At 44.2% G+C, this 19,944-nt stretch carries 19 protein-coding genes and 1 pseudogene; 6 read left to right on the forward strand and 14 right to left on the reverse strand.

Annotated features, from left to right (window positions below; translation table 11 throughout):
* Positions 1–6 precede the first annotated feature (6 nt).
* On the reverse strand, positions 7–1,191 hold the full coding sequence (locus tag AB6E08_RS14400) for an amino acid aminotransferase (RefSeq protein WP_086050927.1): 1,185 nt from the start codon (positions 1,189–1,191) through the stop codon (positions 7–9).
* A gap of 252 nt (positions 1,192–1,443) precedes the next feature.
* Entirely contained in the window at positions 1,444–2,283 is an 840-nt protein-coding gene (locus AB6E08_RS14405) for an AraC family transcriptional regulator (protein ID WP_372066658.1), read from the reverse strand.
* A 90-nt stretch (positions 2,284–2,373) separates the two neighbouring features.
* On the opposite strand from AB6E08_RS14405, the gene AB6E08_RS14410 reads away from it, so the two are divergent.
* Positions 2,374–3,801, forward strand: a complete 1,428-nt coding sequence (locus tag AB6E08_RS14410) for an MATE family efflux transporter (RefSeq protein WP_372066655.1) — start codon at positions 2,374–2,376, stop codon at positions 3,799–3,801.
* A gap of 114 nt (positions 3,802–3,915) precedes the next feature.
* On the opposite strand, the gene nrdG is transcribed toward AB6E08_RS14410, so the two are convergent.
* Together nrdG and nrdD are read right to left on the reverse strand one after the other, a co-directional pair.
* Positions 3,916–4,386 (reverse strand): anaerobic ribonucleoside-triphosphate reductase-activating protein, encoded by a 471-nt coding sequence (gene nrdG, locus AB6E08_RS14415; protein WP_012600613.1) that lies wholly within the window; start codon positions 4,384–4,386, stop codon positions 3,916–3,918.
* A 155-nt stretch (positions 4,387–4,541) separates the two neighbouring features.
* Positions 4,542–6,662: an anaerobic ribonucleoside-triphosphate reductase gene (gene nrdD, locus AB6E08_RS14420; protein ID WP_371702069.1), complete on the reverse strand. Its 2,121-nt coding sequence runs from the start codon at positions 6,660–6,662 to the stop codon at positions 4,542–4,544.
* Between the two features lie 301 nt (positions 6,663–6,963).
* Between nrdD and AB6E08_RS14425 the strand changes: the two genes are divergently transcribed.
* Entirely contained in the window at positions 6,964–7,839 is an 876-nt protein-coding gene (locus AB6E08_RS14425) for an endonuclease/exonuclease/phosphatase family protein (RefSeq protein WP_372066651.1), read from the forward strand.
* 147 nt (positions 7,840–7,986) lie between these two features.
* Here the strand turns inward: AB6E08_RS14425 and AB6E08_RS14430 are convergent, their stop codons facing one another.
* The 4 genes from AB6E08_RS14430 to AB6E08_RS14445 form a co-directional block, all read right to left on the reverse strand.
* Positions 7,987–8,418 (reverse strand): DUF6691 family protein, encoded by a 432-nt coding sequence (locus AB6E08_RS14430; RefSeq protein ID WP_372066648.1) that lies wholly within the window; start codon positions 8,416–8,418, stop codon positions 7,987–7,989.
* Entirely contained in the window at positions 8,418–8,894 is a 477-nt protein-coding gene (locus tag AB6E08_RS14435) for a YeeE/YedE family protein (RefSeq protein ID WP_371702072.1), read from the reverse strand. Before AB6E08_RS14435 ends, AB6E08_RS14430 begins: the two co-directional genes overlap by 1 nt.
* Positions 8,895–9,092: 198 nt before the next feature.
* Positions 9,093–10,325 carry a glycosyltransferase gene (locus AB6E08_RS14440; protein WP_372066645.1) on the reverse strand — a complete coding sequence of 411 codons (1,233 nt, stop codon included), beginning with the start codon at positions 10,323–10,325 and terminating at the stop codon, positions 9,093–9,095.
* A 120-nt stretch (positions 10,326–10,445) separates the two neighbouring features.
* Positions 10,446–11,543: a ketoacyl-ACP synthase III gene (locus AB6E08_RS14445; RefSeq protein WP_372066677.1), complete on the reverse strand. Its 1,098-nt coding sequence runs from the start codon at positions 11,541–11,543 to the stop codon at positions 10,446–10,448.
* A 122-nt stretch (positions 11,544–11,665) separates the two neighbouring features.
* On the opposite strand from AB6E08_RS14445, the gene trxC reads away from it, so the two are divergent.
* The gene (gene trxC, locus AB6E08_RS14450; RefSeq protein WP_135381437.1) at positions 11,666–12,100 is read left to right on the forward strand and encodes a thioredoxin TrxC; all 435 of its coding nucleotides are present in this window, start codon (positions 11,666–11,668) and stop codon (positions 12,098–12,100) included.
* 145 nt (positions 12,101–12,245) lie between these two features.
* On the opposite strand, the gene AB6E08_RS14455 is transcribed toward trxC, so the two are convergent.
* Complete coding sequence (locus AB6E08_RS14455) at positions 12,246–13,895, reverse strand: GMC family oxidoreductase (RefSeq protein WP_372066642.1); 1,650 nt, start codon at positions 13,893–13,895, stop codon at positions 12,246–12,248.
* 240 nt (positions 13,896–14,135) lie between these two features.
* Positions 14,136–14,344: pseudogene (locus tag AB6E08_RS14460) on the reverse strand (hypothetical protein).
* Here AB6E08_RS14460 and AB6E08_RS14465 point away from each other — a divergent pair.
* Positions 14,344–15,495 carry an MFS transporter gene (locus AB6E08_RS14465; RefSeq protein WP_012600602.1) on the forward strand — a complete coding sequence of 384 codons (1,152 nt, stop codon included), beginning with the start codon at positions 14,344–14,346 and terminating at the stop codon, positions 15,493–15,495. The pseudogene AB6E08_RS14460 and the gene AB6E08_RS14465 sit on opposite strands and share 1 nt — an antisense overlap.
* 153 nt (positions 15,496–15,648) lie before the next feature.
* Here AB6E08_RS14465 and AB6E08_RS14470 read toward each other — a convergent pair whose 3' ends face one another.
* The 3 genes from AB6E08_RS14470 to AB6E08_RS14480 all read right to left on the reverse strand — a co-directional run bounded on the left by AB6E08_RS14470 (position 15,649) and on the right by AB6E08_RS14480 (position 17,544).
* Positions 15,649–15,984 (reverse strand): winged helix-turn-helix domain-containing protein, encoded by a 336-nt coding sequence (locus tag AB6E08_RS14470; protein ID WP_012600601.1) that lies wholly within the window; start codon positions 15,982–15,984, stop codon positions 15,649–15,651.
* 171 nt (positions 15,985–16,155) lie between these two features.
* Positions 16,156–16,506, reverse strand: coding sequence for a transcriptional regulator (locus AB6E08_RS14475; protein WP_371726753.1), 351 nt, complete (start codon positions 16,504–16,506; stop codon positions 16,156–16,158).
* Positions 16,507–16,650: 144 nt separating this feature from the next.
* Positions 16,651–17,544 (reverse strand): helix-turn-helix domain-containing protein, encoded by an 894-nt coding sequence (locus AB6E08_RS14480; protein WP_135384376.1) that lies wholly within the window; start codon positions 17,542–17,544, stop codon positions 16,651–16,653.
* 50 nt (positions 17,545–17,594) lie between these two features.
* Between AB6E08_RS14480 and AB6E08_RS14485 the strand changes: the two genes are divergently transcribed.
* Positions 17,595–18,992: an MATE family efflux transporter gene (locus tag AB6E08_RS14485; protein WP_372066637.1), complete on the forward strand. Its 1,398-nt coding sequence runs from the start codon at positions 17,595–17,597 to the stop codon at positions 18,990–18,992.
* A gap of 119 nt (positions 18,993–19,111) precedes the next feature.
* On the opposite strand, the gene AB6E08_RS14490 is transcribed toward AB6E08_RS14485, so the two are convergent.
* Entirely contained in the window at positions 19,112–19,507 is a 396-nt protein-coding gene (locus AB6E08_RS14490) for a nitrous oxide-stimulated promoter family protein (RefSeq protein WP_019822759.1), read from the reverse strand.
* Between the two features lie 93 nt (positions 19,508–19,600).
* On the opposite strand from AB6E08_RS14490, the gene AB6E08_RS14495 reads away from it, so the two are divergent.
* Positions 19,601–19,810: a DUF2986 domain-containing protein gene (locus AB6E08_RS14495; protein WP_135384378.1), complete on the forward strand. Its 210-nt coding sequence runs from the start codon at positions 19,601–19,603 to the stop codon at positions 19,808–19,810.
* Positions 19,811–19,944: the final 134 nt, after the last annotated feature.

A 19,944-nucleotide genomic window follows, 5' to 3' on the forward strand; every position in this document is an offset into this window, starting at 1 on the left:
CACCTTCTATTTTGAAACGTTGGCTATCGCTTTAGCCACATAAGGAATATGGGATTCAGAAAGGCCCGCGATATTGATGCGTCCATCACCAACACCATAGACTCCATATTCTTCACGTAGTTGATTCATTTGAGTTTCTTTAAAGCCTAGTACACTAAACATGCCTTTATGGCTTTCGATGAAGTCAAATTGTGACGTGTTGTAAGTATTTCGCAATTCATCACATAAACTTTTGCGCAGATTTAACAAACGTTGCTGCATTTCACTCAACTCTTGTTTCCAAATCGTCGTTAGTTCTTGATTCTGAAGAATTGTTTTAACCAACGCGGCACCATGATCTGGCGGCATTGTGTAAGTTGAACGAGCCAGCGTCAGTAGCTTACCTTTAGCATTGCCTACGTGTTCGCTGTTCTTACCGATAACGATCGCGGCACCCGTTCTTTCACGGTACAAACCGAAGTTTTTCGAACATGACGTCGTAATCAACATCTCTTCTACGTTGTTCGCCATATGTTGAAGACCTTTTGCGTCTTCTTCTAGGCCATCACCAAAGCCTTGGTAGGCAATATCAACAAACGGTAAGAAACCATTCTTTTGCGATAACTTAGTAATTTCCTGCCACGCTTCAAAATCAATGTCAGCACCCGTTGGGTTATGACAGCAACCGTGAAGAAGTACCACGTCTGATGGACCCGCTTTTGAAAGGTCGGCCAACATTTTAGCCGTATCAACTTGCTTCGTTTCAGGACTGAAGTAATTGTAGTATCTAACTTTTAAGCCCGCCGCTTCCATCACCGGTTTATGGTTAACGTAGCTTGGGTTTGAAATCCAAACCGTTGTGTCTGGTTGAGAGACTTTCATCAAGTCACCCAACATGCGAAGTGCACCACTTGCACCTGGTGTTTGAATCGCAGCAACGCGACCTATTGCAGAAGTCCCTTTAAGCAACAGATCAACCATGCTCTGGTTAAACTCTTCACAGCCTGCTAGGCCAACATAAGCTTTGGTTTTCTGTGTTTCAACAACGATATCTTGAGCCTTAGAGACGGCTTTCATGATCGGTGTTTCACCTTGGTCGTTTTTGTAAACGCCAATGCCTAAGTCGACTTTATCAGTGCGAGTATCGCCGCGGTAAGCGACAGACAGAGATAGAATTGGATCTAAAGTTGGTTTTGGTAGATGTGAAAACATGAAAGTCACAACCCTTTGAAATTCAAGTATGAGTTTCACGTTAACATTATCGTAGACAAATCAGAAACATTTTTTAATAGAAGCGCTTAGTTACCATTAGTAATTAGAAGTAATCAGAGATTGGTCATTTCAAACGTATAAATAGTGCAAATTTCAAACACCTAATAACCAATTGCACAATTCAAAGCGCTGTATGTCTAGGTATCTTATGCTTCTATGTGTCTTATGTTTCTATGCTCCCTATTAAGATCGCTATTGGGCACTCAGTTTGAATTGTCTTGGTGTCATTCCTGACCACGCCTTAAACCGAGTGCTAAAGTTAGCGGCATTTGGATATCCGACTATCTCACCAATGTGTTGAATCGACCAATCACTCGATCTAAGTAGCCGTGCAGCGTATTCCATTCTCATACGCATGATATGAGTCATAGGGCTGTGCGAGTAATAGCGCTGACACAAACGATGGAAGTGTGGCTCTGAGCACGGGAATAAGCTCGCGAGTTCATGAACGTTCCATTCTTTATGGAGCTGCTTTTGTACATTATCGAAAACGCGTCTTAATCGGATCAAATTGCGTGACTGTTGCTGAGGCACTGGCGCATTAATCATGAACTCTATTTGGGCTACACTGTGAATCGCAATCGCTCCGCCTAAATCAATGGGCAAGGCAATGCTTCTCAACAACGTATGAATACAGGACGAAACAACTTCTGCTGCTGGTGATAGCGTATAACTCACCTCATCATTGACGACATTTTCCCATAGCTTGTTGGGCGAGAGAAAGATCCATGCGATCTGCCATGTTTCCTCTTCAATACCAAAACCATTCTCTATTCCTGCTGGAACAGTAATGCACGAACCCGGTTCTAAAATGTAACGACACGCCCCACTTTCTAACCAACCTTTTCCTCTCACGGTATACAACAGCATGTGTTTCTGTTGGTTCTTACGATACACCGAAAAAAAATCGCGACACGACGCCGTCCCACATTGAACGATACCGAGCTCTTCAAATGCCAATACGTGGCTTTGATCGACAAACTCTTGATGCGTCTTTTCAGAGATCTCATACCTTTCTTGTTTATCACTCATATCACTGCTAACTCATTCAATTGGCCAACTTATCAAAGTGGATAGTTTGGCAAAAGTTTGTGATGAGTCTGAACAATACAGCGAAAACAAATGCCGATAAACTTCTCGCATAATCACTACCGGGGAAATGCGATGCTCTCGACATATCGTCATTTAGACAAAGAATTTTGGCAAAAATTATTGCACATCGGTTTACCAGTCTCGTTGCAAACCATGTTGTTTTCACTGCTTGGCGTGATCGATATTTTTATGGCCAATCAGCTTGGTGATTCTGCAACCGCCGCGGTTGGCGTTGGCAACCGTATCTTCTTCTTCAACTTGATCATGGTGTCGGGGATTAGTGGAGCTGTGAGCGTGCTAGCTTCGCAATATTTTGGTGCCGGTGATTTCAACGGAATTCGACGTACACTAGCGCAATCATGGGCACTTTCGATCTTTGCCATCATGCCCTTTGTGTTCATCTATACATTGGCTCCTGAATCAGTCGTGTCTGTGGTGGCCTCAGACCCTGATTACGTCCGCTTGGCAACGGATTACCTTTGGATAACAGGAGCCAGCCTTATTGGTACCGCTGTAGTTGTGCCGCTAGAGAGTGCACTTCGTTCTGTGGGCGAAGCCAAGCTGCCCACCAAAATCAGTATCTGGGCAATCATCGTCAATGCAATTCTAAACGCCCTATTGATCTTCGGCTTGTTTGGGTTTCCAGAACTGGGTGTGGTTGGTGCGGCTATTGGCACCACGGTATCTCGATTCTGTCAAACCATTGCATTGCTTGTTATGGCAAGAAAACATTATCCGCACCTATTCCCGACGTTAAGCAATTGGCGAGATGCGTTATTACCGAAGCATAGAAAGAAGTACTTCACGATAGCCATACCTATGTTGGTTCACGACACTGCGTGGGCGGGCGGGATTCTTATTTACAACGTTATCGTTGGCCAAATGGGGGTTGGAGAACTTGCGATCATTTCCTTGTTATCGCCTGTCGAAAGCATTTTGATCTCTGCTTTTTTGGGGTTTGCGGTTGCGGCTTCCATCATTCTAGGTAACGAGATCGGTGCGAAGAACTATCAACGTGTCGAGAATACAGCTTGGGGCTATGTGTTAGTGAGTTGTGGGCTTGCTGCTTTACTGGCGTTAATGTGCTTTGTCGCCAAACCCGCGATCGTATACATGATCGGTCTTACTCACTTAGAGCTCAAAGGTACGGCCGTTAACGTTACCTTAGTAATGGCACTCGGTATGGTACTAAGAGTCTTCAATATGGTTGGTATAGGCGGAGTGCTGAAAAGTGGTGGAGACATCAACTACAGCATCTTCATCGACCTGTTTGGCCAATGGGCAATCGGTATTCCCCTTGCCTACTTTACTGCGTTGGTGTTGGGTTGGCCGCTAGAATGGGTTTTGATGATTGTGCTGCTGGAAGAGTTAGCGAAGATAGCTTTAACTAGCCAGCGGATTCACTCTAAGAAATGGATCAACAACTTAATAGAAGAGCCAGATCAGGTCGTTGCTTGAATGGTAGTTTAAGCGAATAAACGAAAAGAACTCACACCCAAGGGCCGATTGGTTGCATTGCGCTAACCATGACGCCCTTTTTCGTGTTACGAATGTGCTAAGCCACGACAACTGTTATATGTCAGTAAATCGATGAATGATTTGGTTTGAGCTACCACGCCAATCCAACATCGGATCCGCTTTGTCTTGCTCGAAACGACCATCAATCAAAGTATCGACGTATTCCAGTACTTGCTTCTGCTTTTCATCCAGTTCGTCGAGCTCGTAACCCGTCCACATCCAGATGTCTTTACCTTCACATTCTGCTTTTACACGCTGAACCAACTTAAGCACTTCAGACACGTTAGCAGGATGTAGAGGATCACCACCAGAAAGCGACAAACCACGGCGCTTGATTCGCGGATCGTTCAGATCAGCGATAATGTGGTCTTGCAGTTCTTGAGTGAACAAGTGCCCTGAGTCCAACCTTTGCGTCGATTGGTTATAACACCCGCGACACTGGTGCACACAGCCCGACACAAACAAAGTGCAGCGTGTTCCTGGGCCGTTTACAACGTCGATTGGGTGATATTGATGGTAGTTCATAAGGCAGTATTGAAAACTCGTTATTGCTTAATAGTTTGAAGCGAAATGCTGTAAGAGCTGCAATAAAAGAATTGGTATCGACATAGCGCCGATACCAATCTTGTTTCTTGAAACGTAGCTCTTCTTAGTAAGCTAGCTAATGATCTTAGAGCTTACTAAAGGTGCTTCACGCGGCGTTTGACTTCTTCTTGCTTACCGAAGTTAAATGGTCGTGCATCTGGGCTACCAAGGTAACCACAAACGCGGCGCGTTACAGACACTTTGGTTGAGTCATGGTTACCACACTTAGGACACGTAAAGCCTTTACTTGTACAGTCGAACTCACCGTTGTAGCCACATTCGTAGCACTCATCAATTGGCGTGTTGGTGCCGTAGTAAGGAACACGTGTGTAACTGTAGTCCCATACGTTTTCTAGTGCTTCGATGTTCTTCTGCATGTTCGGGAATTCGCCGTAACAGATGAAACCACCGCTAGAGATTTCTGGATAAGGCATCTCGAAATCGATCTTGTCGTATGGGTTCACTTTCTTCTGTACGTCTAAGTGGAAGCTGTTTGTGTAGTAGCCACGGTCAGTTACACCATCAATTACACCAAACTCTTTGGTATCGATGCTGCAGAAACGGCTGCATAGGTTTTCACTTGGTGTACCGTATAAGCTGAACGCGTAACCTGTCTCTTTTGTCCAAGATTCCACTTCACGCTTCATGTACTCCACCAGCTCAAGCGCTTTAGCACGCATTTCGCCGTCGTCATACAGGTGAACGTCTGTGCCGTAAAGTGCTGTCATTGCTTCATGGATGCCAATGTAACCAAGAGAAACAGACGCACGGCCATTCTTGAAGATATCGGCAATAGAATCGTCTGCTTTCAAACGAACGCCACAGGCACCTTCCATGTATAGGATTGGAGCAACACGCGCTTTCACGTTTTCTAAACGCGAAATACGAGTTTCTAGAGCGCGACGAGCTAGCTTCAATTTTTCATCAAGCAGTTCGTAGAACTTAGCCATATCTTGTTTTGCGTTAATAGCAATACGTGGCAAGTTCAAGCTAACAACACCTAAGTTGTTACGGCCTTCATGAATCAACTCACCGTTTTCTTCGTAAGTATTCAAGAAGCTACGGCAGCCCATAGGCGTTTTAAATGACCCTGTCACTTCTACCACTTTGTCGTAGTTAAGAATGTCTGGGTACATACGCTTAGATGCACACTCAAGCGCCAATTGCTTGATGTCATAGTTTGGATCTTGTTTCTGGTGGTTCAAACCATCTTTGATTGCAAATACCAGTTTAGGGAAAACGGCTGTTTTGCGGTTCTTACCCAAACCGGCAATGCGGTTCTTCAAGATAGATTGCTGGATAAGTTTTGAACCCCAGCTTTCGCCTAGACCAAAACCAAACGTAACGAATGGTGTTTGACCGTTAGCTGTATGTAGCGTGTTTACTTCGTACTCCAAAGACTGGAATGCGTCGTAACACTCTTTCTCTGTACGAGAGATAGCAAAAGCTTCTGGGCTGTGAATGTCCCACTCTTTCGCTAGTGATAAGTGCTTCTCGTAACTCGCCATTACGTAAGGTTCTAGAACCTCGTCGATACGGTTAATCGTTGTACCGCCGTATATGTGGCTTGCCACTTGCGCGATGATCTGTGCGGTTACCGCTGTCGCCGTAGAGATCGATTTAGGTGTGTCGATTTCCGCGTTACCCATCTTAAAGCCATGCGTTAACATGCCTTTCAGATCGATAAGCATACAGTTAAACATTGGGAAGAACGGTGCGTAGTCTAAATCGTGATAGTGAATGTCACCACATTCGTGAGCTTGTACGATATCACGCGGCAAAATGTGAGTTTTTGCATAATGCTTAGCCACGATCCCCGCCAGCAAATCACGCTGAGTTGGGATAACTTTGCCGTCTTTGTTGGCATTCTCATTGATCAGATCAACATTGCTTTCTTCGATCAGACCTTCGATCTCGCGAGTTAAAGCGCTTTGCTTTTCACGTGCGATGTCACGGTCATGACGATATTCAATGTAGGCACGAGCAAGAGACTTGTATGGTCCCTGCATTAGCTCGTTCTCGACCATGGTTTGAATTTCAGAGATATGAACTTCATCGTAGTCTTCGAGCTTCAACTCAACTGCTAATGCCACATTCAGAGCATAAATAGCAATTTCCTTATCGGTTTTTTCTGATGCTGCTTCCACTGCAGCTTGGATGCGATCTCTACTGAATGGAGCTCTTGAGCCATCACGCTTGATTACGATTGATTTCACCACTTCTCCTTACTCTTGAGGTATTCACAGACTTATCCACAAACACACTATAGAGCGATTTATCGTTTAACTAACACTAGATATTGTGGCGTATTTAACGAGAACCACCAACATTGAGTATTGATTTGGATCAATAAAACAGGCACGCCGAACAAGATAAATCCAATATTATTACGTGAGATCTCAAGTCGAAAATAAACAATGTAACAATAAAAAAACTGCTAAAAAGAGTTGAATTTTTGGTAAGTGTTGTAGGATAACGGCTCAACTATATTGCACACCAAAATTAGGGATATTTGGGATGAAACGACTTCAAAATTGGATAATGTTAGGTTGCTTACTCAGTAGCCAGACATTTGCTGAACCTTTGACCATATCCAGTTGGAATATCGAATGGTTATCAACCAACGAGGCTGTGAATAAGTTTTCTGCCCAACGTGATCAAGCGGATTTCGACAAACTTGAAGAATACTTTCAATCCATAGATGCGGATGTGGTCGCCTTTCAAGAAGTCGACGACGTCAATGCCATTCAGCGCATCGCTGGCGATCAATACAAGATATTGATGTCTGACCGAGCATTACCAGAAAACAGCAACCATCAATTCAAAGAAGTAAACCAATACACAGGCTTCGCGGTTCGTAAAGGAATCATACTCACCGACTACGCTGACTTTCCTCTCGAATCGAGCGCTAACAGCAAGCTTAGATTTGCCAGTTATATGGTTGTGGAAACGGATACAAAACCAATTCACATGTTGTCTGTGCATTTAAAGGCGGGTTGCAGCGGCGCGTATAAATCTAACCGTGACTGTTCAAGGCTCAAAGACCAAGCGCAACAACTTAATAAGTGGATACAGCAAAGAGAACGCCAAGGTCAGGATTACGCAATATTAGGCGATTTCAACCATAACCTTTCTTACTCAAGAGATTGGATGTGGAAAGACTTAACTCAAAATGCCGATGCTCAGTTGGCGACAAGAAAAACTCGAGCAGATTGTAAGGTACGCTCAAACCGCAATAACCATCGCACACACCAGTTCCGTTCTGTGATTGATCATATTGTAGTGAGCAAATCCTTAGATGCCTCTCCTGCTAAACAGAAGGTCTTTGAAACGCAAGATGTGCTTGATTACAAACTTAGCGACCATTGCCCAGTTTCAACGACTATTAAATAGTAGATTTTAGATAACGGCAGATCATAGCTAACGGTAGATATAGAAAGAGGCTGACTGGCTTTTTTGCTAAAAGCGAGTCAACCTCTATGCTTGGTCAGTTCAGAACGAATAACGTCAAAGCCAATGTAATCAGCGATAAGCTTGCTACTAACAGGTTTTGTTCGTACGACCCGCCAACCACATTCCCACCAGCATGCTTAAGACGAACAGCCATACCGTTGGGTTACCCCCACTAAGGCTGGTTACTGCAGGGCCCGGGCAAAAGCCTGCAATCCCCCAGCCTAAACCAAAGGCAGTTGAACCTAAGATCAACTTTCTATCTATTAGTGGATTATTACTGCTATCTAAAAGTTCGCCATTGACGGCTTGAGCGCGCTTTTTAATGACCAAGTGATAAAACGGAGCGAAGACCAATAACGCGCCACCCATGACGAATGCCAAGCTAATGTCCCAGTCGCCAGCAATATCTAAAAACCCAAGTACTTTGTTCGGGTCAACCATGCCTGAAATGATCATACCTGAGCCAAAAAGAATACCTGCGACCAAACCGATAACGATGGTAAGTGAAGAGTTTTTCATTACGCCCCCAAACCGATCAAGTTCTTAGCCAACACAGTTACGATTGCCACACCCATGAATAGACAAGTAGCTATGATTGAGCGCTTGGACAAACGAGCCATCCCCACAATGCCATGGCCGCTAGTACAGCCATTCGCCATCTTGGTACCGAAGCCCACCAATAATCCGGCTATGATAACCACTGCGAAGTTGATCTCTTCTAATTGCGGAAGTTGGTAGCCTGTTGGAATCAATAACCAGCCGCTCACGACCATTCCGACAACAAAAGCAAGTCGCCAATGTTTTTCGGTTTTCTCAATGCTGGAGTCCGAGTTCGATTCGGATCCTGATTCTAATCTTTTGTTCTTTCTCGACGGTAACAAGTGGCCAACAATGCCACTAATACCTGCTACTCGCCCTATTCCTAACATAAGAATAATTGCCGACGCGCCTAACAACATGCCACCGAACAATGCATTCCAAGGTATTAAACTCATCACTGACCTCTCTCATAACGTCGATTAACTCATCACCCTTAATTTAAATTAGAGTTTACTAATAAATATAAATTAGTCAATGCTAATGTACACTAGAATGTTCGGTTTGTAAGTCTGGAATTAATAAGCGTCCTGCATGAAAAAAGCCCCTAGGCGTTAACCTAAGGGCTTATTATTTGATTCGGTTTATTGTGTCAGTTACTTAGTCTTGTTCTTTTCAGCTATCCACTGCGACATATACTTGGTGCTCGCCATGCTGTGGTGCTTAAGCATCGAACCAAAGAAGTTATCCAGTCGATGAGATTCAAGATCGGACTCTAACGCCGTTAATCGCTCAATCAATGTGTCGCCGAGTTGATTCTGCACGTAGTGCGCTTCAAGGATTGAATGACATTGGCTTTGTGCTTTAAGCCACTTCTCTTCATCTTTGTATAAACCGACAGCTTGTTCAACAAACTCGTCGATGTCATCAGCCACTGCGCCCGGCCATTGCAATTCTCCTTGTGGTAACATGCCTTCGCTGCCGATTTCACTCGTCACGTTCGGAGTTTGTAACTTCATCGCATCAAGCAACTTGCCTTTAATGCCCGCACCAAATCGGAGTGGTGCAACACACACACGAGCTTGCTCCATCACTTCTTGAGCGTCTTTCGCCCAACCTTTGATATGGAAACCGGTTTTAGGGTTGTGCAAAGCCGTTGCTTTCGGCGGCGGGTAAGATCCGTAAATATGAAGTTCAGTTTCAGGTAACTGTTTACGAATTTTCGGCCAAATCTTCTGTAACTGAAGCACAGCATCCCAGTTCGGTGCGTGTCTAAAGTTACCTATCGTCATGAAATGCTTACGTTCTTCAAAGCTTTTCGTGCTTTCAGGAAGTGTATTAAGATCAACCATGAACGGCAAGTGATGAAGCAGTTTTGGATCGATATTGAACTCAGATTTAAGCAGATCCATCTCGTAACTTGAAATGATCAACGAAAGATCACAGCGTAAGATTGCGGCAATTTCACGTTTAGCCAAGTCACTGTACAAATGAGCTTTGGTCAGTTCAGTCTCTTTCTTAACCGCTTCATGGCGCGCGTTACGTAGGAACTGTAAGTCTTCGGTATCCAGTAACTTAAAGGCATTCGGACATACTTTCTCGACACGCCAACCAAACTGCTCTTCCATCATGAAACGGTCAAACATCACGACATCGGGTTGCAGCTCTTCAATGTACTGGTCAAAGCTATCGCAATTTAACTGTATAGATTGGCTCGTGATGCCCTCTTCAGAGAGATCGATCATGTGCTCGGTTTCTTGAGCTGGCGTTGCAAATTCAACGGACCAACCTTGTCTCTTGAACAGGCGTAAAAGAGACATCATATGGCTGCCAGCCGCCGATGAATTCGGTTCTGGCCAAACGTAGCCAATTGCTAAAACTTTCTTCAAAACACTTCCTAAGAAATAACAAAAGGGACTGTAGAAGTCCCTAATTAAACGAGCACTATGGTGGTCGATTTATATCATGGGGCGAATCCGACTTAAAAGGCGAACTCGTACCATACTCCGCTACTCACTTTCTGAGTTAGGCCGCGTTTTACAGTGTAAAATGGCTCTTTCTAAAAGCTCTAAAGCAGATTTATCCGCTTCTGGCAGCTTAGCGTCCGATTGGCCTAACGGTTCAACTCGGCTACCCCATTTAATATGACCAGCGCCCCAAGTTAAACCGGCTCCGAATGCCGCCACAAGGATGTTTGAGTTAGGTTTAACAAAACCTTGCTCTAACGATTCACATAATGCGATTGGCACAGTCGCAGCCGACGTGTTGCCGTAGTTTTGGATGTTAACAAACGCTTTCTCACGCTCAATACCCGCCATATCACACAAAGTTTGGATGATTCGAATGTTAGCTTGGTGCGGAATCACAACATCGATATTGTCGGTTGAGATGCCAGTACGGCTTAATACTGTGTGTGCCGCAGCGCCCATGCCTTTCACTGCACGCTTGAAGATCTCTTTACCTACGAAATCAAAGTCCCAGTAGCCATTATCTGCAGCAAAGCGATCCATAGAAGTACCGAATTTTGGTACCGCTAAAATGTCACGGCCTTCGGCGTCACAACCGATTTGCGCTTCTTGTAAGCCAATCTGCTCTTCAGTGCGAGATAGAACCACAGCACCTGCGCCGTCACCAAATAGAACCGCAGTATCACGCTTGGTCCAGTCGATGAAGAATGAAAGACGTTCTGCACCCACAACAATGGCATTGCGGTAGTTGCCCGCTTGAATCAATCGAGTTGCGGTTTCAACGCCATAGATGAAGCCAGTACACGCTGCGTTAAGGTCGAAAGCCGCTGCGCTCTTGATGCCTAGGTTCTGCTGAACTTTAGACGCAGTATTTGGAATAAGGGAGTCTGGGCTGCACGTCGCGATGATCACGAGGTCGATATCTTCGGCAGTAAGACCAGCACACGCCATGGCGTGTTGAGCAGCAACAGTCGCTAACTCAGAGGTATTTACATGACTGATACGACGGTTTTCGATACCAGTTCGAGTTCGAATCCACTCGTCAGACGTATCAATGAAAGTGCTTAGATCATCATTGGACAACACGGCTGGTGGCAGACACTTTCCCCAGCCCGTAATCTCGGCGTAAAATTTTGTCATCATTTACCTATTTATTGTTTGTTTTTATTTAAGTATCGTATTCTAGTTTTAAACAGTATAAGCGCTCCGTGCGTGATTCGTAAATCGCGTTAGACACGGAGTTACAATAAAAAGAGAAAGTTATGTCTACATTCAACACACGTTGCCCTTCTTGTAATGGCGTAAACCGAGTTCCTTCAGAAAGAATTTCAGAAAGCCCAACCTGCGGTAAATGCAAAACAGCATTACTCGATGGCGCTCCTATCGAAGGAACGTCACTTAATTTCCAATCTATTTTGAATAGTTCACAGCCAGTGGTTGTCGATTTTTGGGCGACATGGTGCAACCCATGTGTTGGCTTTGCGCCAGTGTTCAGTGACGTTGCTAAAGAGCGTTCAGGAGATGTTCGATTCGTTAAGATTGATACTGAAGCTCAGCAACAGCTTTCCGCGATGTACCAAATCAGAAGCATTCCAACCGTGATGGTGTTTAAAGATGGCAAACGTGTCGATACGATTAACGGTGCATTACCAAAAGGTCAATTTGATCAGTGGCTTAATCAAGCTCTAACTAAATAACACCATTGTTTAAGCTATTGGTTAAGCGATTGAATTAACTTTTGCTTTATTCTAAGTAAGCACACAAAAATAGGTTAGAGAGTCTTATCAAATCAAGACTATCTAACCTACTGTTTTATTTATGGTTATCATTTAACTTCTTGAATTAAACCACAGCTTCGCCTTTCGCTTGAATACTAGATGCTTGCTTACCAAACCCGTATTCCTCTTTGATTTGATCTGCGACTTTTTCAGCAATCATAATGGTTGGCGCGTTGGTGTTTGCCCCAATCAGTGTCGGCATCACAGAAGCATCAATGACTCTCAAGTTATTCAACCCATAGACTTTAAGATCGTTATCCACCACGGCTAATGAATCACTGTTAGGGCCCATTTTACAGGTCCCGACCGGGTGATACTGAGTGTCTGCACGGTTGCGAATATCTTGCTCAATCGCTTTATCATCACAGGCATCTACCGGATAGAAAGCATCACCACGGATGTCGTCAAACGCCGAACTCTCTAACATTTGATACTGCTTCTTCCAGCCCTTAATCATTATCTCCATATCTTCAGGATGACTGAAAAACGCAGGATCGATCTTAGGCGGGTCATAAGGATCATTACTATTGAGCGTTACGCTGCCATGGCTTTTTGGCCTCAGTAAGGTTACATGAGAGGTAAAGCCATGACTGGTATGAATTTTTCTCGCATGGTCATCGACTACTGCAACGACAAATACAAACTCTAAATCCGGCACGACGATATGATCTTCGGAACTGAGAAAGCCTATCCCTTCTGCAAAATTGCTGCTCATCTTACCGCGGCGTTCTTTGTGCCATAACGGCAAAGCTTTGGTCATTTCAGAGGCCATTTGCAACGAGATACCGAAGGTTTCACGCTTTTCGCTGCATTTGTACGAATGTACTAAGTCGATATGGTCTTGAAGGTTCTTGCCGACGCCTGGTAGCTCTTGAACCGGTTCGATGCCATGCATGTCTAGTTCAGCTTTCGCACCGATACCCGACAATAACAGCAGTTGAGGAGAACCAAATGCACCAGCAGATAGAATCACCTCTTTGTTACATTGGATCTGATAACGCTTGCCATTCGAGCCGTATTCAACACCTACCGCTTTCTTCTCCTCAAACAAGACCTTATGCGTGGTTGCCTTGGTCACGACCGTAAGATTTGGTCTCGAAAGGTTTGGCGTTAAGTAAGCCTTGGCAGCACTGCACCGTTCGCCATTCAACTGGGTTACCTGCGTCGGCATCGCCCCAAACTGAGCAGCACCGTTGATGTCTTCATTACGGGGAACCCCTATCGACTCACACGCCGTTAAGTAACGTTCCAACATCGGACTTGGCGATCGAAGGTTAGTGACGTTCAGAGGGCCACCTTGGCCGTGATACTCATCTTGGTGAACTTCGTTATTTTCGGCTTTCTTAAAGTAAGGCAGACACGATTCATAACTCCAACCTGCATTACCCAAACTTTCCCAAGTGTCGTAGTCGTAACGGTGCCCACGAGCGTACATCATGGCATTGATAGAACTGGACCCACCAAGTGTCTTACCTCTTGGTTGATAACCTTTACGACCATTCAAACCCGGCTGTTCAACGGTCTCAAAGGCCCAGTTGTTTAGCTTAGTTGGCATCATCGCGGCTATACCTACGGGTGTATGAATTAATGGGCTTGTGTCTTTACCACCTGCTTCCAATAGGCAAACCGTGACATTGGGATCTTCAGACAGCCTTGCAGCCATTACACATCCTGCCGAGCCCCCGCCAACAACAATAAAATCATAACTATCCATTTGCCTATCTCCATTGGGTGTAACTCTCGTTTACGCTATTGCCGTCATTGATAACACCATACGAATGAACATTTTACGCGGGTATTTGTAACATCAAGTTGAACACAACACCATTCCTCTCTGGCCTGTTCAATGACGTTGTGTATGTTCATAAAGCACCAATGAGCTTAACTTTCTTCGCTTGAATTATCGTGATGTTCAACAACCATCACGGATGACCTACGCGGATGATTGTATCGCTTACAAAACCATAATGAACATAATCCTAGTGGCTTTTTGACCGCATAAAATCTCGAAAAATCGTAAATTCCGCTATGGTATTTTAGCTCAAGATCTCGATAAATTTCTTTTATCTTAACGACTATTTTTATTCGTTTTACCCAATTCAGTTTCTCCCCCATAGTCGCGGAAAATTCATCGTTTCTTCCACTATTTAGAGGCTCCTGCATTGGACAACATCCAACCAACAACTCGCATAACTGTTCCGGTTATTGCATTGTCTTTTTACGCGATCGCTTCAGGCTATTTAATGAGTTCATTACCATTAATGTTGTCTGAGTATGGCTTAGACAAAAATCTATCGAGTTGGTTGGCGAGTGCATTCTATGCAGGGCTTTTAGCCGGTACGTTATTGATTGAACGTGCGATCGCACGTGTTGGTCACAGAGATGCGTTTGTTATCGCTCTGGCTATTTTTATCGCAACGATCCTCGTATTACCACTCATCCCACATCAAGCTGTATGGTTATTAGCCCGCTTTGTCGCTGGTGTAGCGGTTGCAGGTATCTTTGTGATTGTAGAGTCTTGGTTAATGAGCGGTGACGAATCTCAGCGCGCGAAACGTTTAGGCGTTTACATGTGTTCGCTATACGGCGGCTCTGCCGTTGGCCAACTCGGCATCGGTTACCTTGGTATTACAGGTGGCGTACCTTTCATTGCAATGTTCACCTTGTTGTTTGGTGCAATCATTGTGTTGATGTACGGACAAGCGACAGCACCACAAATTCACGATGCGCAGTCTTTGTCACTAAAGCAAATCAGCAAACTTAGCCACAGCGCTTTGATTGGCTGTATTGTATCTGGATTAACACTGGGTTCTATTTATGGCTTGATGCCTGTAGAGCTCGCTCAGCGCAACATCGCACACCAAGATATTGGTGGTTTGATGGCGTTGGTGATTATGGGTGGTATGGCTGTTCAGCCGATGGTGACATGGTTATCTCACCACATAGGACAAGTGTTATTAATGGCTCTGTTCTGCCTACTAGGGGTTGCAAGCATTGGTGTACTAACGATTAACCATGATTTTTATGTTCTTGGTATGAGCTTGTTTGTGTTAGGTATGGCGACTTTTGCACTTTACCCAATCGCGATTAACTTGGGTTGTCGTAACTTAGACCCAAGCTATCTAGTGTCAGTGACTCAGGTTATGCTGTTGTGTTACAGCATCGGTTCAGTCGCTGGCCCATTGGTCGCGGATAGCTTTATGGATTCACAAGCGGGATTATTCACTTACCTGTTCGCGTCTTTACTCGCTACAACGATCTACATGTTGATTGCTAGCTTAAAACGCTCTCCTCTACAGATTGCAGGCGAGTAAGCTCGAATGGCAACTATCCTCCTCAGGTAGGATAGTTGCCTCTAGAGCTCTTAGTTATGACTTTCCGTCTAACGAAGAGCTCTTTTTGTTTGATGACTTCTGAGCAAAAGTCGACAAAAAGCATCAATACTAGAAATAGAGGTGTTCTTCAGGTTAAGGCTGAAATATGTAGCCTTCACCAGTAATGGTAATGATTAGGCCATCCCCGAATAGTGATCTGATCTCAGATATCGCAACAATCACTGACGAGTTAGTGACTGACCCATTCTCCCAGCCAATCTTCTTCAATTGCCCGACACTGAACAATTTCCCTCGGTTTTGATTCATAAACAGAATGATCTTACGATACGCTAAAGGCATGGTAGCCAGAACATAGCCGTTTTCAACATTGCGAATAAGTTTGGTGTCGAGTTCAACTATTTTTCCGTTGAGTTCAAGTATTACGTTGTGTTCAGAGTGGTGAGTATCTATTACAGGATAGGCGTCCATTTTTATACAGTTCCCTTACGATATAGCCAGCAACAAAGTTAAATTCAGTCATTTTTGTATAACGTCGCTTATAAGTGGACGTTTAAAATCGAAGATAATGAAAGCAGCGTATACGGTAAAGAGATTAAATTTTTATTATTAATATATGAACAGGATATCAATAAAGGGTAATTAATCCTCCAGTACATAACCTTCGTTAGAAACCGTTTTTATACAACGACAGTCTAAGATCCTTCTTATCTCGTAGATAGCAACCAATACTGAAGCTGATGTCACGGCTTTCCCCGCCCAACCTACACGCTTCAAAACCCGCTTACTGATCACGTGCCCTTTATTTTGATATAAGTAAAAAAGAACCTTACGATGAGGTTCAGCAAGCGTCCCTATTATCGAGCCACACTCCTGATTTCGGACGATCCTCGTACCAGATTGAAACTCTTTTTTATTTAGAACCCACTTAGACGGAAGTTTAAAATCGTCTACGTGATCCGCTATTTTTGGTATGGATTCCTTACGTTTCATAAGCAGTCGTCTTTTAAGATATTTCCAATATTATCGAATAGTACAAAAATACTAAATTGATAGATCACTTAATACCGTACATTTACTGCAAAATTGATCTTGTGGAATTGTTCTAAGAAACGAATTTTTAGTGGACTACCAACTCTACCCGGGAAGTCGATGGCTTTTACGGTATTGGCTTGGAGATAAACCAAAATGCTTTTTAAAGCGATGTGAGAAGTTATAAGGATCTTTGTAACCCAAGCGGTTGGCAATCATCGACACCGACCAATCTTGGTATTTTAACAAACTGGTCGCTTTATCCATTCTTAGTTGAATCAACTTGCTGCGTGGTGATAGGTCGAAGAGCGTTTTGGTAACTCGATTAAGCTGCTCTTCGCTGATAAACACCCTTTGAGCCATACCAGCTACTGTCCATGGTTGATGCAGACTACTTTCAATCTCATTATAGAGCGCTTGAACACGAGCGGTGGTGCTTGTTGATTTGGGTTCAAACCCCGTCAACGTTCGGACTATTTCACTCAAGAGTAACTTACGGTAACTGGCTCGGCCCCCTATCTCAAAGTAAACCAAGTTCATTAATGACCAGATCTGCTCACACTCTCCAAAAGGCACAATCCCCTGACCTAAACTTGCTATGTGTTGCCACTGCTTAGTATCGGGAGTCAACATCCACGCCATTTTCCAATAGTTATATTGCGGATCGAGTTCAAAACGAAATGGGGTTCCGGCAGGAAGAACCACCAGCGTATACGGTGTAATCGCTTGTACTGATGTCGTGGTTGTTAGAATGCCGCCACCTTCCATAGTGAAAATCAACGTATGAACATTAACGGATTCTCGCTCAACCCAATAACCATCGTATAGTTTTGCCATACCGCCCATATAGACACCAAAGCTTTTCATCTCTGGGATATCTTCAACGGTCAAAAAACGTTCTTTGCAATGTTCCGCGAGAAAAACATCATCTTGCCACGTTGATTTAGGCTCCATGGTATCAATGACGGATTCGCACAGGTTTTGTTGTTTTTTAAACATGTTGTTACTTCGCTCAAATCACTATAGTTCTGCCATAAATCGGAGAGCTTATGACAACTAACATCAACCCTAACTCATCTATGAATAACAAGCCAGAGAGCATATTACCTCGTATAGTTAAACTTGGTTTGCCTGTTGCTTTGCAAAGTGCGCTGGTTGCTATTCTTGCCCTTGCTGACGTCTTGATGGTCAGTGATTTTGGTATGGAAGCAGCAGCCGCTGTGGGAATTGCATCAAAATGGCACTTCGTTGCTATTATGATTATGGCAGGGTTGGCCTCAGCAAACGGTACATTAGTCGCTCAATACTGGGGAAAGAATGACCGAAAAAGCGCACGAACAGTATCATCCATCGCGATGGTGTTTGGTTTAAAAGTTCTGCTGCCTGTTACAGCAATCATCACTCTTGGTTCTCAGATTTTAATGATGTTGCAAACTAGCGATCAAACCGTGATTGAGCTTGGAGCGACTTACCTATGGTATGGGTTCCCTGTTCTACTTCTAACTCACATTGTTGTAGTGGTAGAAGCAAGCATGCGCTCATCAGGTGACACCGTAATCCCACTATTGCTAGGTGGTGTTACCATTGCACTCAACATTGCACTTAACTTCATTCTAATTAAAGGGGCTTTCGGCATTCCAGCAATGGGCGTTGCGGGTGCTGCATTGGCGACAACCTTAGCGCGATTGATTCAAGTGGGCTTAATGTATAGCTACATGCGTGTTCGTAAACACTGGCTGCTAACCACCCCAAGCTCACCACACCGTCCATCACTGTGGCTTTCTTACCGTCGTATTGCGTTGCCGCTAACGATGAATGCCGTGTTGTGGGCAATGGGCACAATGGCATATCAAATGATCTTTGGTCACATGGGCACGACTGAACTTGCGGTGTTCTCGATGCTCGCACCGTTCGAATCGCTGTGTTACTCAATATTCTTTGGTATTTCGGTGGCGTGTTCAGTATTGCTTGGCCATTCGCTGGGCCGTGATGAATTTGATGATGCTATGAGCATGGGTCTAACATTCATTAAAGCCGTCGTTGGCTTTGGCGCTGTCGTTGGCTTGCTACTGTTTATGGGTAAAGAGCATGTACTATCATGGTTAAACCTTTCTACAGATGCATTGTACCCGCTTGCTTCGCCAGCAATGATGATCATGTGTTTTGCAGTGGTGATTCGTATGCTCAACATGGTGATCATTAACGGTATTATTCGTGCTGGTGGTGATAACGCTTTCTGCCTTCGCATGGATTTCATCGCGATGTGGATGGTGGGCATTCCAGTGTGTGTTTATGGCGCGTTTGTCGCAGGATGGGACTTCAAATACATCTATGGCCTGATGTTAGTAGAAGAAGTGGTGAAATTGGCAATATGCTCGCACCGTTACTTGAGCCGACGCTGGATCAACAATCTCACAGTGACCTACGACGAGCCTCAAGCGGTATAGCTTTATACATAAAGTATTCTTTCTACAAGACTGCCTTCTGATAAGGCAGTTAGCAGAAACACAAAAGGTCTGAGCAATCAGACCTTTTCGTTTCTTCTGCGACCACTTTAAAGCACCAGTTACTTCTTGTTCATTCGGATATGGCGATTAGACACATTCGGCAGTGGCTTCTCTGGCACTTTACGTTTCTCATGAATCAAATGTCGTATTGCTAAAATCGGATGCTTAAGTAGCATTCTTGGCCCTGCATAGCGCATCACTAAACGCATCTGCTCTTTAGGATCAGGCTTATAACAATGAATCGGACACTTGTTACAGGTCGGCTTTGCTTCGCCATAAGGGCATCTATCAAGTCGTGTCTCTGCATAACGCAACAGTTGCTCACACTCTTCACATAACGCGTTATTCTGACGAACCGCACCGTGGTGATCTTTGCAGTAGATGTGCACCATCGCAATAACGGTTTTGTACTCCGTCTCGAGTTCGCCTTGTAGAATGTTGTTATGTTGGAACATGATTAATTACCTAATGAGAGACCGTACAGGTTGAGTTCTAGATCTAAAATGATTATCCTCCACCGCATAAACTAAATACAAGGCTATGCAGCAATGAACCGTAAGAAAAAAATCAATCAAATTCTAAAGAAAAGACAGAAACAGGCGAATTCTAAACTGCATGGTAGCAACAAGCCTCGCTATATTTCTAAAGCTGATCGCGCAAAAATGGAAGCTGAAGAACAAGCGAAAGCCACTCTAGAACAAGCAGAAGGATCTGTAGAAGCTGGTATCGAAACTGAAGAGACAAAAGCTGCAGAGTAATCTTTTGACTCACTAGATACTCTTGCTCAGCGCTCAGATCAGAGCCTGTAGACAAGAACAAAAAAAGCAGCCTCTATTTGGGCTAATGCCGATCAGTTAAAGCCAAAGTGATCGGTTGAAGGATCCTTCCGAGC

It is taken from the genome of Vibrio sp. 10N.247.310.24, assembly GCF_041467175.1.
Lineage (GTDB): Bacteria > Pseudomonadota > Gammaproteobacteria > Enterobacterales > Vibrionaceae > Vibrio > Vibrio tasmaniensis_A.

What these genes read in the sequence shown, in the direction of transcription:
- AB6E08_RS14405 (WP_372066658.1), bottom strand. Translation starts at nt 2,283, where the DNA reads ATGAGTGATAAACAAGAAAGGTATGAGATCTCTGAAAAGACGCATCAA.
- AB6E08_RS14495 (WP_135384378.1), top strand. Translation starts at nt 19,601, where the DNA reads ATGAACCGTAAGAAAAAAATCAATCAAATTCTAAAGAAAAGACAGAAA.
- AB6E08_RS14425 (WP_372066651.1), top strand. Translation starts at nt 6,964, where the DNA reads ATGAAACGACTTCAAAATTGGATAATGTTAGGTTGCTTACTCAGTAGC.
- trxC (WP_135381437.1), top strand. Translation starts at nt 11,666, where the DNA reads ATGTCTACATTCAACACACGTTGCCCTTCTTGTAATGGCGTAAACCGA.
- AB6E08_RS14400 (WP_086050927.1), bottom strand. Translation starts at nt 1,191, where the DNA reads ATGTTTTCACATCTACCAAAACCAACTTTAGATCCAATTCTATCTCTG.
- AB6E08_RS14435 (WP_371702072.1), bottom strand. Translation starts at nt 8,894, where the DNA reads ATGAGTTTAATACCTTGGAATGCATTGTTCGGTGGCATGTTGTTAGGC.
- nrdG (WP_012600613.1), bottom strand. Translation starts at nt 4,386, where the DNA reads ATGAACTACCATCAATATCACCCAATCGACGTTGTAAACGGCCCAGGA.
- AB6E08_RS14475 (WP_371726753.1), bottom strand. Translation starts at nt 16,506, where the DNA reads ATGAAACGTAAGGAATCCATACCAAAAATAGCGGATCACGTAGACGAT.
- AB6E08_RS14490 (WP_019822759.1), bottom strand. Translation starts at nt 19,507, where the DNA reads ATGTTCCAACATAACAACATTCTACAAGGCGAACTCGAGACGGAGTAC.
- AB6E08_RS14480 (WP_135384376.1), bottom strand. Translation starts at nt 17,544, where the DNA reads ATGTTTAAAAAACAACAAAACCTGTGCGAATCCGTCATTGATACCATG.
- AB6E08_RS14430 (WP_372066648.1), bottom strand. Translation starts at nt 8,418, where the DNA reads ATGAAAAACTCTTCACTTACCATCGTTATCGGTTTGGTCGCAGGTATT.
- AB6E08_RS14485 (WP_372066637.1), top strand. Translation starts at nt 17,595, where the DNA reads ATGACAACTAACATCAACCCTAACTCATCTATGAATAACAAGCCAGAG.
- AB6E08_RS14445 (WP_372066677.1), bottom strand. Translation starts at nt 11,543, where the DNA reads ATGACAAAATTTTACGCCGAGATTACGGGCTGGGGAAAGTGTCTGCCA.
- AB6E08_RS14410 (WP_372066655.1), top strand. Translation starts at nt 2,374, where the DNA reads ATGCCGATAAACTTCTCGCATAATCACTACCGGGGAAATGCGATGCTC.
- AB6E08_RS14470 (WP_012600601.1), bottom strand. Translation starts at nt 15,984, where the DNA reads ATGGACGCCTATCCTGTAATAGATACTCACCACTCTGAACACAACGTA.
- AB6E08_RS14455 (WP_372066642.1), bottom strand. Translation starts at nt 13,895, where the DNA reads ATGGATAGTTATGATTTTATTGTTGTTGGCGGGGGCTCGGCAGGATGT.